The sequence below is a fragment of the Polynucleobacter sp. MWH-Braz-FAM2G genome, assembly GCF_018687635.1.
Lineage (GTDB): Bacteria > Pseudomonadota > Gammaproteobacteria > Burkholderiales > Burkholderiaceae > Polynucleobacter.
The window spans coordinates 1472916-1485557 of the sequence record NZ_CP061300.1 but is presented as its reverse complement, the minus strand read 5'-3'; the positions used below and the strand labels follow the sequence as shown (position 1 = coordinate 1485557).

At 45.3% G+C, this 12642-nt stretch carries 13 protein-coding genes; 6 read left to right on the top strand and 7 right to left on the bottom strand.

Going from position 1 to position 12642, the window contains the following annotated elements; genetic code table 11:
- Position 1 precedes the first annotated feature (1 nt).
- The 4 genes from panC to metG all read right to left on the bottom strand — a co-directional run bounded on the left by panC (position 2) and on the right by metG (position 3692).
- Complete coding sequence (gene panC / locus FD973_RS07515; RefSeq protein ID WP_215322734.1) at positions 2–853, bottom strand: pantoate--beta-alanine ligase; 852 nt, start codon at positions 851–853, stop codon at positions 2–4.
- Positions 850–1737 carry a ScpA family protein gene (locus FD973_RS07510; protein ID WP_215322733.1) on the bottom strand — a complete coding sequence of 296 codons (888 nt, stop codon included), beginning with the start codon at positions 1735–1737 and terminating at the stop codon, positions 850–852. Before FD973_RS07510 ends, panC begins: the two co-directional genes overlap by 4 nt.
- Positions 1730–1918, bottom strand: coding sequence for a DUF3460 family protein (locus tag FD973_RS07505; RefSeq protein ID WP_215322732.1), 189 nt, complete (start codon positions 1916–1918; stop codon positions 1730–1732). Before FD973_RS07505 ends, FD973_RS07510 begins: the two co-directional genes overlap by 8 nt.
- Positions 1919–2021: 103 nt before the next feature.
- Positions 2022–3692, bottom strand: coding sequence for a methionine--tRNA ligase (metG, locus tag FD973_RS07500; RefSeq protein ID WP_215322731.1), 1671 nt, complete (start codon positions 3690–3692; stop codon positions 2022–2024).
- Between the two features lie 151 nt (positions 3693–3843).
- On the opposite strand from metG, the gene FD973_RS07495 reads away from it, so the two are divergent.
- The 6 genes from FD973_RS07495 to FD973_RS07470 all read left to right on the top strand — a co-directional run bounded on the left by FD973_RS07495 (position 3844) and on the right by FD973_RS07470 (position 9105).
- A complete protein-coding gene (locus tag FD973_RS07495; protein WP_215322730.1) occupies positions 3844–4686 on the top strand; it encodes a formate dehydrogenase accessory sulfurtransferase FdhD in 843 nt (280 codons plus the stop codon).
- A gap of 40 nt (positions 4687–4726) precedes the next feature.
- Positions 4727–5293, top strand: a complete 567-nt coding sequence (dcd, locus tag FD973_RS07490) for a dCTP deaminase (protein ID WP_068948880.1) — start codon at positions 4727–4729, stop codon at positions 5291–5293.
- A 12-nt stretch (positions 5294–5305) separates the two neighbouring features.
- A complete protein-coding gene (locus FD973_RS07485) occupies positions 5306–6202 on the top strand; it encodes an ion channel (RefSeq protein WP_215322729.1) in 897 nt (298 codons plus the stop codon).
- Positions 6203–6216: 14 nt separating this feature from the next.
- Positions 6217–8484 (top strand): arginine/lysine/ornithine decarboxylase, encoded by a 2268-nt coding sequence (locus tag FD973_RS07480; protein WP_215322728.1) that lies wholly within the window; start codon positions 6217–6219, stop codon positions 8482–8484.
- A 113-nt stretch (positions 8485–8597) separates the two neighbouring features.
- Entirely contained in the window at positions 8598–8855 is a 258-nt protein-coding gene (locus tag FD973_RS07475) for a type II toxin-antitoxin system Phd/YefM family antitoxin (RefSeq protein ID WP_215322727.1), read from the top strand.
- Positions 8845–9105, top strand: coding sequence for a Txe/YoeB family addiction module toxin (locus tag FD973_RS07470; RefSeq protein WP_215322726.1), 261 nt, complete (start codon positions 8845–8847; stop codon positions 9103–9105). The genes FD973_RS07475 and FD973_RS07470 overlap by 11 nt, the downstream gene beginning before the upstream one ends.
- A gap of 14 nt (positions 9106–9119) precedes the next feature.
- Here FD973_RS07470 and FD973_RS07465 read toward each other — a convergent pair whose 3' ends face one another.
- The 3 genes from FD973_RS07465 to argH are packed head-to-tail and all read right to left on the bottom strand — an operon-like array spanning position 9120 to position 12624.
- Positions 9120–10652 carry a TRAP transporter large permease subunit gene (locus tag FD973_RS07465; protein WP_215322725.1) on the bottom strand — a complete coding sequence of 511 codons (1533 nt, stop codon included), beginning with the start codon at positions 10650–10652 and terminating at the stop codon, positions 9120–9122.
- Positions 10649–11200 (bottom strand): TRAP transporter small permease subunit, encoded by a 552-nt coding sequence (locus tag FD973_RS07460; protein WP_215322724.1) that lies wholly within the window; start codon positions 11198–11200, stop codon positions 10649–10651. Before FD973_RS07460 ends, FD973_RS07465 begins: the two co-directional genes overlap by 4 nt.
- 5 nt (positions 11201–11205) lie before the next feature.
- Entirely contained in the window at positions 11206–12624 is a 1419-nt protein-coding gene (gene argH, locus FD973_RS07455) for an argininosuccinate lyase (RefSeq protein WP_215322723.1), read from the bottom strand.
- Between the last annotated feature and the right edge of the window lie 18 nt (positions 12625–12642).

Here is a 12642-nt window from a genome sequence, read left to right as displayed (position 1 = left end):
ATTAAATCTCGAGATTATCGATTAGACGTGTTTTACCGAGCTTGGCAGCTGTCAAGATAACCAGCGGCTCACCGGCTTGTAATTGTTCGTTGGATGCAGGGGCTAAGTCACTCTGCTGGCGAATGGCGATATAGTCGGGCTCCCAGCCACGCTTTGCAAGCGCAGCAATCGCTGCATTCTCGATTTCTTGAATGGATTGATGATTTCGTTCTTTGAGTTGTAGAACGCGTTCACGAACATCTTTTAAAGTCTTTTGCAGCTCAGGCGCTTCAGCGCGCTCAGCAACAGACAGGTAGCCATTGCGCGAAGAGAGGGCAAGACCATCGTCCGCACGAATCGTTTCGCCTGGAATGATTTCAACAGGTAGAGCAAATTGCTTGGCCATCTGACGAATAATCATCAACTGTTGATAATCTTTTTTACCGAATACAGCAACCTTGGGTTGCACACAAGAAAACAGTTTCAGCACAACTGTACAAACCCCTTTAAAGAATCCGGGACGGAATTCTCCTTCAAGGATATCGCCCAATTGTTGTGGGGGGTCTACACGATATTCTTGCGGTTGTGGATAGAGATCTCGTTCTGTGGGTGCAAACAGGATATACACCCCTTCTTTTTCAAGCTTATCAATATCGGCCTGCATCGTGCGGGGGTAGCTATCAAAATCTTCATTAGGCCCAAACTGCAAGCGATTCACGAAGATACTTGCTACAACTGGATCACCATGCTGTCTAGCAAGTCTCATGAGCGATAAGTGGCCCTCATGAAGATTGCCCATCGTCGGCACGAATGATGCTCGATTTTGACCGCGTAAGTGGTCACGTAGTTCTTGGATATCGCTAATGATTTTCATGCAACAGGGGTATAGGCGAGGCGCACATAAATTGGCGCATAAGGCTCAGCTTGAGTGATTTCCACTAAGGCCTCGCGTGAGAGTTCAAGCATTGCAATAAAGTTTACGATGACCACAGCAACACCTTTGCCAGACTTAATCGCATCTTCGAATAGTTCGCCAAACTCTACAAAGCGCGTGCTTTGAAGGCGTCGCAGGATGCGTGTCATAAAGTCTCTTACGGACAATTCTTCGCGTGTAATAGTGTGGTGCTGATTGAGTTTTGCACGATGCAAAACATCACGCCATGCCATTTGAAGGTCATCGACATTTACTTCCGGCCAAGTAATAGCCACAGTCGTATCTACAAAGCCATGTGCTACCTGGAAATCACGTCCCTGTTGCGGTATTTGATCCAACTCTTGAGCGGCAAGTTTCATGCGCTCGTACTCTAAGAGGCGGCGTACTAATTCTGCGCGAGGATCTTCAACCTCTTCTTCGCTGTCCGCTTTCTTCATCGGCAGAAGCATGCGTGACTTAATTTCAATCAACATGGCTGCCATGAGTAAATACTCAGCAGCAAGTTCAAGATTGTGATGACGAATTTGATCAATGTAACTCAGGTACTGCTGGGTTACCTGTGCCATTGGAATATCCAGCACATTGAAGTTTTGCTTACGAATTAAATAGAGCAGAAGGTCTAGTGGCCCTTCAAATGCCTCTAGAAAAACTTCTAATGCATCTGGTGGAATATATAAGTCAGTAGGGAGCTTAAAAAGTGGTTCGCCATACAGTTTGGCGAACGCCTCAGACATGCCATCCGTAACCGATGGGGTGCTATCTAATAAATCTGATAACGGCTGAGCGCTCGGCTCAGATCCAGACGAATTGCCTGAATTAGTCATTCGAATAGACGTAAGCGCGTTGCTTCAATTTTGCAGCTTTGGCGCGACGTTGGTCTTCGGCGCTCAATGGTTCTTTGTCCCAAAGGAGGGCTCGACCCGCTTGCTGATCTGCCTCGAGATGTGGTTTTTCCGATTTGAGTTCATTTAAGAACTGGGTGAATTCAGATTGATATCTTGCCATGACATTTCCTAAAATACTCAATAAATTCAATAACTTATGAAATTAACTCGAAAAGTTATCAATGGACTACAAGTGCCATTATAGGTGCTTTTTAGGAGGCTTTTTACAAGTTTGCTGCCAGCAAAGCCTCAATTTGCGGAGCCTCTACTCGCGTCATCAGATGCTTGTAGGGCTTAATAGGGTTCTTGCCAGACAGTGGGGTGTTGATATCACCCCAAGACAAGGGCTCTAAAGATAAAAATTGTTCTACTCCAGCCGCTACTTGAGGAATAACGGGTTTTAGATACAGGCTGAGCATTCGGAATGCCTCGAGAGTGACGCTGCAGATGCGCTGTAAATCAGCTTCGCGCTCTGGATTTTTGGCGATTTCCCAAGGTTTATTTTCATCAACAAAACTATTCACTTTGTCAGCAAGTTCCATCACGGTGCGCAGGGCTTTGGCATATTCGCGACCCTCATAAAGCTCGGCAATTTTTTCGCTAGCTGCGGCAATTTCTTTAAGCAATGGATTGTCCATTGCTTCATCGGAAATAACGCCATCGAAACGTTTTACTAGGAAACCAGCACTACGGCTAGCAATATTGATGTACTTGCCTAATAAATCACTGTTGACGCGCGCAACAAAGTCTTGAAGATTTAGATCTAAATCTTCCATGCTGTCATTAAGTTTTGTTGCAAAGTAATAACGGAACCACTCAGGATTAAAGCCGCACTCAATTACGCTGTTAGCTGAAATCAAGGTGCCACGAGATTTGCTCATTTTCTCGCCATCTACCGTTAAGAACCCGTGGGCAAACACATTGGTTGGTGTGCGATAACCAGCAAATTGCAAAGTTGCCGGCCAAAATAATGTGTGGAAATACAGGATATCTTTACCGATGAAATGGTATTGCTCGGTGGTTGTGTCTGGCTTAACCCACTCATCAAAATTAAGGCCTTTAGCCTGGCAATAATTAAGGAAGCTGGCGTAGTAGCCGATTGGCGCATCAAGCCATACATAAAAATATTTGCCTGGTGCATCTGGGATTTCAAAGCCGAAATACGGGGCATCGCGGGAGATATCCCAGTCACCCAGCTTGCTTTCTCCTGGCTGACCAACCCATTCTTTCATCTTGTTGCGAGCCTCGGGCTGCAAGGGTGTTTTTACCTGTGTCCAATCGCGTAAGAACTCTTCACAACGTGGATCAGATAGCTTAAAGAAGTAGTGATCAGAAATCTTTTTAATGGGAGTTGCGCCGCTCACTACTGAAAATGGATTCTTCAGATCAGTAGGTGAGTAAGTCGCACCACATTTTTCACAGTTGTCACCATATTGATCTTTGGCACCACACTTAGGGCATTCACCCTTGATAAAGCGATCTGGTAAAAACATTTCTTTAACGGGATCATAAGCTTGCTCAATGGATCGTTTTTCAATCAATCCCGCATCCCGTAATTTGAGATAAATGTTTTGCGCTAACTTTTCATTCTCAGGGCTATCAGTGGTGTAGTAGTTATCAAATGAAATGAGGAAGTTATCGAAATCCCGCTTGTGCTCTTTCCAAACATTGGCAATTAACTCTTTGGGAGTTAACCCTTCTTTCTCAGCACGCAACATAATGGGAGTGCCGTGCGTATCATCCGCACCGACGTAGTGGACTTCATGACCACGCATCCTTTGGTATCGAACCCAAATATCCGTTTGTACATACTCGACCAAATGTCCAATATGTATTTGACCATTCGCATACGGCAAGGCGGAAGTGACAAGAAGGCGACGTTGGGAGCTGCTCATGTAATACTGACTTAATAAGAGGGTTGGATAGTTACAGCACACAATTATGCTGGCATATGCACTGATTTTAGTCTGCGGTTAAAGTAAAGCACTGAGAAGTTCCAATAAATACCGATAAACTTCCGTTAAATCAGACCTTAGAGAATAGCTTATGGCAGTAAAACCGACCATTCAGATGTCTTGCGCCTCAGTACCATTGGTGCACGAGGTCAAGGTCATGGATGAGTGTGGGCGCCTAAAAGTTACCCATATTCCAGGGGAGCGTCCTTTAACCATCTATTTGGATAAGCGTGAGGTCGTAACACTCATGACTCTAGGTAGTGCCCCAGAGGCTCTGGTTCTAGGCTACTTACGTAACCAGCGACTGGTAGAGTCTCCTAATGATATCGAAAGCATTCAGGTCGATTGGGAGACCGATTCTGCCGCGGTCAAAACGCGTCGAAGCACTGTAGATATTGATGCCTTGACCAGTAAAAGGGTAGTGACAACTGGTTGCGGTCAGGGAACCATGTTTGGCGGCCTGATTGAAGAGATGGCGGAGATTCGACTACCTGAGGGGCCCTTACTTTCTCAAGAAGCTATCGTGGCTCTGATCGACTCTATTCGCAAGCACGATACGATTTACAAGAAATCTGGCTCGGTACACGCCTGCGCGGTATTTGAGCGGGATGGCGGGGATGGGGTGCGTCTCTTGCATTTCATTGAGGATGTGGGTCGGCACAATGCGGTTGACTCGATTTCTGGGTTAATGTGGCTGGCCAATAAACCTGGCAAGGAATTGATTTTCTTTACTACTGGACGTTTGACCTCTGAGATGGTTATTAAAGGGGCGCAGATGGGTATCCCTTTCCTTTTGACCCGCTCGGGGGTTACCTTGATGGGTCTGGAGTTGGCTCGTAAAACCAATCTCACCATCCTCTCCCGCTGCTCGGGAAAACATTTCGAGATCTATAACGCGCCTGAGAGGGTCGTTTTTAACCAAAACTCCCAATAATTTCATGGGCAGTTTGGGGCGAAGGTTTTACAATTCGCCCATGACTATTAAATCAGACCACTGGATCCGCCGTATGGGCGAGCAAGGCATGATAAGCCCATTTGAGCCTGGGCAAATCCGCCAAGATGCTGCCGGCAACAAAATCGTAAGTTATGGCACCTCAAGCTATGGCTATGACATTCGTTGCGCAGATGAATTTAAGATCTTCACGAACATCAACAGCACTATTGTTGATCCAAAGAATTTTGATGAACAATCGTTTGTAGATTTCAAGGGTGATGTTTGTATCATTCCTCCAAATTCATTTGCTTTGGCACGAACTGTTGAGTACTTCAAGATCCCGCGTAGCGTGTTAACGGTCTGCGTTGGTAAGAGCACTTATGCCCGTTGTGGAATTATTGTGAATGTCACTCCATTTGAGCCAGAGTGGGAGGGTTATGTCACTTTGGAGTTTTCAAACACAACTCCACTACCTGCCAAGATTTATGCTGGTGAAGGTTGTGCGCAAGTTCTCTTCTTTGAGAGTGATGAAGTTTGTGGCACATCATACAAAGATCGAGGTGGTAAGTATCAAGGTCAGCGGGGCGTTACCCTGCCTAAGACCTAAGCCATTACGGCAGTGCGTAAATTCCATTTCAGTCGTCGTCCAGCGCGGATTAACTTAGATGAATATCGCGCTACCCTTTCGCGCTCAGAAGTAGCGCGTCCCGAGAATAATTTTTACCATTGGCTTTTAGGCACTAGTTGGACTAGCTTTTTATTGCTAGTAGTATTTGTTTATCTCAGTACTAATCTCTTATTTGCAGTTGCCTATTTGGCTTGTGGAGATGGTGCCATTACACACGCTCAGCCAGGTTCTTTATTGGACGTCTTTTTCTTTAGCGTCCAAACAATGGCGACAATTGGATATGGGCGCATGACTCCAATTGGCCATTGGGCTAATGCGATTGTGACCTTCGAAGCGTTCTTTGGTATTGTTTATTCTGCGTTGACTACCGGTTTAGCCTTTGCGCGCTTTACACGTCCGACAGCAGGTATACGCTTCTCCAAAGTGGCTGTTGTGGGAAGTCATGATGGTGTACAGACATTTAAGTTTCGTGTAGCAAATGATCGAAGTTCACATATTGTTGAGGCGCAGTTGCGTCTATGGTTGATTGCTGAAAGCATGACTTCAGAAGGTGAACGCTATCGTCGCTCCGTTGAATTGGCTTTACATCGCTCTGAGAGTCCTGTGTTTTCTTTGACATGGACTGCGATGCATAGCATTGACGAGAATAGCGCCTTACGAGAGTATTTGGGTCGGTCCGCTATTGAACGTCAATGGCATTTGCTCATTACTTTTACTGGCTATCATGAGAGTTTGGCAAATCAGGTATATGCCCGCCATGTGTATTTGCCAAAAGATGTGCAGCAAAATGCGACCTTCGTCGATATAGTCACAGCGTTACCAGACGGTGATCGAGAGATTGATTTAACCAATTTTGATAAGTGGATTCCGTATTCATCGGATAAGTAAGTAGAGGGGTAGTTATGAAATTTCGTTTCCCAATCATCATCATTGATGAAGATTTCCGCTCCGAGAATATTTCAGGATCTGGAATTCGCGATCTCGCTGAGGCTATTGAGAATGAAGGCATGGAAGTCATTGGTTTAACTAGTTACGGTGACCTTACCTCCTTTGCGCAACAGGCGTCTCGCGCTTCAACTTTTATTGTGTCAATTGATGATGAAGAATTTGATTCTGATTCTGAAGATCACGACTTGCCTGCGCTCAACAATTTACGTGCTTTTATTACAGAAGTGCGCAAGCGCAATGAAGATATTCCGATCTTCCTATATGGCGAGACACGTACATCTCGACACATGCCTAATGACATCTTGCGTGAGTTGCATGGCTTTATTCATATGAATGAAGACACGCCAGAATTTGTTGCACGTCATATTATTCGTGAAGCCAAGGTCTATTTAGATTCTTTGGCACCCCCATTTTTCCGCGCCTTAACTAATTACGCTTCCGAAGGTTCTTATTCTTGGCACTGCCCAGGTCATTCTGGTGGTGTTGCATTCTTAAAGAGTCCAGTTGGACGCATGTTTCATCAATTCTTTGGTGAAAATATGCTACGCGCCGACGTTTGTAATGCCGTTGAAGAATTAGGGCAACTTTTAGATCACACTGGCCCAGTACTGCAAAGCGAGCGCAATGCTGCCCGTATTTTTAATGCCGATCATTTGTTCTTTGTGACTAATGGCACGTCAACTTCTAACAAAATTGTTTGGCACTCAACAGTTGCTCCTGGCGACGTTGTTTTAGTTGATCGTAATTGCCATAAGTCTGTGATCCATTCAATCACAATGATGGGTGCGATCCCGATTTTCTTGATGCCTACCCGTAATCATTTGGGCATTATTGGGCCGATTCCTAAAGAAGAGTTTGAGTGGGAAAACATCAAGAAAAAAATTGATGCTAATCCCTTTATCAAAGATAAGAACGTGGTGCCGCGCGTCATGACTTTGACTCAAAGTACTTATGACGGGATTGTCTACAACGTTGAGATGATTAAAGAGATGCTAGATGGCAAGGTCGATTCATTGCACTTTGATGAAGCATGGTTGCCACATGCTGCATTTCATCCTTTTTATAAGGATATGCACGCAATTGGTTCAGACCGTAAACGCACTAAAAAGAGTTTGATGTTTGCTACTCAGTCAACGCACAAGTTATTGGCTGGTTTGTCTCAAGCCTCACAAGTATTGGTTCAGGATGCTGAAGACGCCAAGCTGGATCGTGATTGCTTTAACGAAGCCTATTTGATGCATACCTCAACTAGCCCACAGTACGCCATTATTGCCTCATGCGACGTTTCTGCGGCCATGATGGAGTCACCTGGTGGTACAACCTTGGTTGAGGAATCTATTGCTGAAGCAATGGATTTCCGCCGCGCGATGCGTGAAGTGGATGACAAGTTTGGTGCAGATTGGTGGTTCAAGGTATGGGGTCCAGATCATTTGGCGGATGAGGGTATTGGCGAACGCTCGGATTGGATTTTGGAGCCATCTGCTGCTTGGCATGATTTTGGCAAACTAGCTAAAGATTTCAACATGCTGGATCCAATTAAGGCCACAGTAGTTACTCCTGGCTTGGATATTGAGGGTAATTTTGGATCTATGGGCATCCCCGCCAGCATTGTCACCAAGTATCTGGCTGAACATGGGGTGATCGTAGAGAAGTGTGGTTTGTATTCCTTCTTCATTATGTTCACTATCGGCATTACCAAAGGTCGCTGGAATACCCTTGTAACTGAATTGCAGCAGTTCAAAGATCATTTTGATAAAAATGCGCCATTGTGGAAGGTGCTTCCAGAGTTTGTTGCAAAACATCCTCGCTATGAACGTGTTGGTTTAAAAGATATCTGTCAACAAATTCATGAGTTTTATAAGAGCCGTGATGTTGCTCGTATGACTACTGAAATGTATACCTCAGATATGGTTCCAGCCATGATGCCTTCTGAGGCATGGGCAAAGATGGCGCATAAACAGGTGGATCGCGTGCCCTTAGATCAATTGGAAGGTCGTGTAACGGCGATGTTGGTTACGCCATATCCTCCGGGCATTCCATTGCTCATCCCAGGTGAGCGCTTTAATAAGCGCATCATTGATTACCTCTACTTTGCTAGAGACTTTAATGAAAAATTCCCTGGATTTGAGACGGATATTCATGGACTCGTCAAGACGAGTATTGATGGTCGCAGCGAATATTACGTGGATTGCGTTAGACAAGAGCCTGACATCACGCTGTAATTAATCCATTCTTCGCTTGATAAATACCTCGTTATTGCGGGGTATTTTTTTGTCATTTGCTAAGGGCATATGCTTTATACTTGTACAATATATTGAACAAGTAGGATCCTATAATGCGCGTGATTAACTTTTCTGATGCTAGAAATCAATTCAAGCAAGTCATTGATCAAGTGGTTGCAGATTGCGACGTGGCCATCATTTCTCGAAGAGATGCTGAGGATGCAGTCGTCATGTCCTTGAATACCTATAACAGCATGATGGAGACTTTCCATTTATTAAAATCCCCGGCCAACGTCAAACATCTGGAGAAATCATTGGCTCAATATCGAAAAGGGCAATTTAAAGAAAAAGATTTGCTTGATGCTAAGTAGGATAGTTTGGACGAATGCCGCTTGGTCTGATTATATTTATTGGCAGGGACAGGATAAAAAAACCTTGAGACGCATTAATCTGTTGATTAAAGATGCCTTAAGACATCCAACAGATGGAATCGGTAAACCTGAGGAGTTAAGAGAAACTCTTTCTGGTTTTTGGTCTAGAAGAATTGATGAGGCTAATAGATTGGTTTATGCAATTGAAAAAGAGCAGCTGGTAATCATTGCCTGTCGCTATCACTACTAGTAAATATGTATTTCTTACTTAGCCGGCTTATCTAATTGAAAAGTAACGGGAGCATCTTCATCAGCCTTGCTTGAAGGTGACTCTGGTTTGTTTGTATCGCCATTAGTGAAATTGAAGTCCTGACTTTCAGCTACTGCTGCAGGTTTGTCTAGTAATGAAGTTACCATCGCAGGGAATGCCATCACTAAGGCGACCATGATTAATTGCAGACCAACCCAAGGTAGTGCACCCCAGTAGATATCGCTGCTCTTAACTTCTTTGGGTGCTACGCCTCTAAGATAAAAGAGGGCAAAACCAAATGGGGGATGCATAAATGAAGTTTGCATATTCACACAGAGCATGACTCCAAACCAAACTAAGGCGGCACTAGCTGCTGCTTGTGGATTGCCGTTCATTGAGTCCAACAGTACTGGTGAGAGTAGTTTTACTGCTACTGGCGCTAGCATTGGCACAACGATGAATGCGATTTCAAAAAAGTCTAGGAAGAAGGCTAAGAAGAAGACGAATAGATTAACAACAATCAAAAAGCCAATCCACCCTCCAGGAAGATTTGAAAAAAGTTCTTCCACCCAAAATCCGCCATCTACGCCTTGGAAAACTACTGAGAAGCAGGTAGATCCAATTAAGATAAAGACAACCATCGCAGTAATGCGCATTGTGTTTTGATAGGCTTCTTGCACCAATCCTTTTAGATTAGGAATCATAGAGCGTCGTATCCAAGCGAGTAATAGCGCCCCCATTGCCCCCATTGCGCCAGATTCTGTTGGGGTTGCTATGCCCGTCATAATGGTGCCCAGTACTAGAAATATCAGCACTGCAGAGGGAATGATTCCCATAAGGCACTTTCTCCAAAGCGCCCAACCTCTCAGCGTGAGATCGCTTAGGGGTACTGGTGGCAGGTAGTCAGGGCGAAGGCGACTTAAGAAAAAAGTGTAGAGAGCAAACAGAGCGATTTGCAATAAAGAGGGTCCCCATGCACCTAGATACATGCTGCCAACATCAGCGCTACCACTTTGTGTTTTTAATTGATCGGCCAAAACAATCAGCACTAAAGAAGGTGGCACTAACTGTGTAATGGTTCCTGAGGCTGCTAAAACGCCCGTAGCGTAGCGCATGTTGTAACCATAGCGCATCATGACCGGTAGCGAAATCATTGCCATAGCGATCACCTGTGCTGCTACAGTGCCAGTAATCGCTCCCAAAATGAATCCCACAATGATGACGGAGTAACCAAGGCCGCCACGAACACGCCCAAAGAGTTGCCCCATTGAATCGAGCATTTCTTCTGCTAGGCCGCAACGCTCCAGAATTGCTCCCATAAAAGTGAAGAAAGGAATGGCAAGTAGGAGATCGTTTGCTAGAACTCCGCCAAAAATACGCTGAGGGATAGCTTGCAAAAAAGGGATGCCAAAAAAACCTTCGCTAATGGCAATGGCGGCAAAAAATAAACCTGCAGCCATTAAAGAAAAGGCAACAGGAAAGCCTATGAGCATGAAGACAATCAGCCCACCAAACATTAAGGGTGGCATCCACTCTAATGGAATCATTGGATTGGCTTCTCGTATTGCAGGTCTTCGGCAGGTAGTACAAGATTGCCTTTCAGGGCACCGATGCGCTTAATGATTTCAGAAAGACCTTGTAGGCTGAGCATAAAAAAGCCGAAGGGTACTACAAATTTAATTGGATAGCGTGCTAGCCCACCTGAGTTCAGTGAATGCTCCATCACCAGCCAAGAAGGATAAAACAGGCTAGTCCAAGATAGCCAGGCAAATAAGAGGCATGCTGGCATCAAAAAGAAAATCAGACCCAAGAGATCAACCCAAAGACGTCCTCGATCAGAGAGATGTGAGTAGATGATGTCGACACGGACATGCTCGTTACGTTTGAGTGTGTATGCTGAGCCCAGCATAACAGCAGCCGCAAAAAGGTACCACTGAAGCTCTAGCGGCCAGTTATTGCTGATGTCTAAGCCGTAGCGGAGTAACGCGTTGCCTGCAGACACTACGCAAGACAGCAAAATCATGATGCTTGCTGCCCGCCCCAAAAACTGGTTTATGCAATCAATGCCTGCTGAGAGCTTAGACCAAAATCCCATGCGTTTTATAGATCTGCGCGACCCCGTTTAATCGCAGAGAGCACTTGTGCTGGAGCGGTGCCTCCAGCGTGTTGCCGGGACTGAACGGAACCATCAACCGTGAGTAGGGTAAATACATCATCACCGATAAGCTCAGGGCGATTATCCAGGCCACAAGCAAAGCGTAATTCTGAGAGACTTAAGTCTGTCAACATACAATTTCTGCCTACACAAGCTTTGACTGCGTGAGCAACAGCTTCGTGTGCATCGCGGAAAGCTAAGCCTTTCTTAACCAAGTAGTCAGCAAGGTCGGTGGCAGTAGCAAATCCCTCTTCGGCAGCAGCTTTCATTACATCGGCTTTGACCTCGATATGAGGAACCATGTCGGCAAAAATACGCAAGGTATCTTGCACCGTATCTACGGCATCAAACAAAGGTTCTTTATCTTCTTGATTATCCTTGTTGTAGGCAAGTGGTTGCCCTTTCATCAGCGTCAATAAAGAAATTAGGTCACCATAAACCCGACCGGTTTTGCCGCGAGCTAGTTCAGGAACATCAGGATTTTTCTTCTGCGGCATGATGGAGCTACCAGTGCAAAAGCGATCTGGTAAATCGATAAAGCCAAAGCGGGGGCTTAACCACAAAATAAGCTCTTCTGATAGACGGGAGATATGCATCATCAAGATTGAGGCAAAGGCGCAGAACTCAATTGCAAAATCTCGATCTGATACAGCATCTAGGGAGTTATTGCAGATACCATCAAAGCCGAGAGCTTTGGCAACCTGCTCACGATCTATGGGGTAGGTAGTTCCTGCTAAAGCAGCTGCACCTAAGGGCAAGCGATTAAAGCGAGCACGTAAGTCAGTCAAACGACTTGCATCACGACTAAACATCTCGTAATAAGCCATCAAGTGGTGACCAAAAGTAATCGGTTGCGCAACTTGCAAATGAGTATGGCCGGGCATGATGGTGGCAGCATGCTTTTCTGCTAAATCCAAAAGCGCTACACGTAAAGATTTCAGGGTGGTAGCAATGTCATCTACACTTCCGCGCAACCAAAGACGTAAATCAGTTGCCACTTGGTCATTGCGAGAACGGCCAGTATGCAAACGCTTGCCAGCATCACCAACTAAAGCTGTTAGTCGTGCTTCAATATTGAGGTGAACGTCTTCGAGGGCTAATTGCCAGTTAAATTGACCAGATTCGATTTCGCTCTTAATCTGCGCCATTCCCCTTTGAATATCAGCTAAATCTTGAGCGCTAATGATTTTTTGGGTGGCCAGCATCGCTGCGTGAGCCAGAGACCCTGCGATATCAACCATTGCAAAGCGTTGATCAAACCCGATGGAAGCGGTATAACGCTGAACAAGTTCGTCAACGGGTTCTGCGAAACGGGCCGACCAAGCTTGGGCTTTGTTGGCTAAGGAATTATTTGATGAGCTCATAAACACAGTATATTGGTG

What these genes read in the sequence shown, in the direction of transcription:
- panC (WP_215322734.1), bottom strand. Translation starts at nt 853, where the DNA reads ATGAAAATCATTAGCGATATCCAAGAACTACGTGACCACTTACGCGGT.
- FD973_RS07510 (WP_215322733.1), bottom strand. Translation starts at nt 1,737, where the DNA reads ATGACTAATTCAGGCAATTCGTCTGGATCTGAGCCGAGCGCTCAGCCG.
- FD973_RS07505 (WP_215322732.1), bottom strand. Translation starts at nt 1,918, where the DNA reads ATGGCAAGATATCAATCTGAATTCACCCAGTTCTTAAATGAACTCAAA.
- metG (WP_215322731.1), bottom strand. Translation starts at nt 3,692, where the DNA reads ATGAGCAGCTCCCAACGTCGCCTTCTTGTCACTTCCGCCTTGCCGTAT.
- FD973_RS07495 (WP_215322730.1), top strand. Translation starts at nt 3,844, where the DNA reads ATGGCAGTAAAACCGACCATTCAGATGTCTTGCGCCTCAGTACCATTG.
- dcd (WP_068948880.1), top strand. Translation starts at nt 4,727, where the DNA reads ATGACTATTAAATCAGACCACTGGATCCGCCGTATGGGCGAGCAAGGC.
- FD973_RS07480 (WP_215322728.1), top strand. Translation starts at nt 6,217, where the DNA reads ATGAAATTTCGTTTCCCAATCATCATCATTGATGAAGATTTCCGCTCC.
- FD973_RS07475 (WP_215322727.1), top strand. Translation starts at nt 8,598, where the DNA reads ATGCGCGTGATTAACTTTTCTGATGCTAGAAATCAATTCAAGCAAGTC.
- FD973_RS07470 (WP_215322726.1), top strand. Translation starts at nt 8,845, where the DNA reads ATGCTAAGTAGGATAGTTTGGACGAATGCCGCTTGGTCTGATTATATT.
- FD973_RS07465 (WP_215322725.1), bottom strand. Translation starts at nt 10,652, where the DNA reads ATGATTCCATTAGAGTGGATGCCACCCTTAATGTTTGGTGGGCTGATT.
- FD973_RS07460 (WP_215322724.1), bottom strand. Translation starts at nt 11,200, where the DNA reads ATGGGATTTTGGTCTAAGCTCTCAGCAGGCATTGATTGCATAAACCAG.
- argH (WP_215322723.1), bottom strand. Translation starts at nt 12,624, where the DNA reads ATGAGCTCATCAAATAATTCCTTAGCCAACAAAGCCCAAGCTTGGTCG.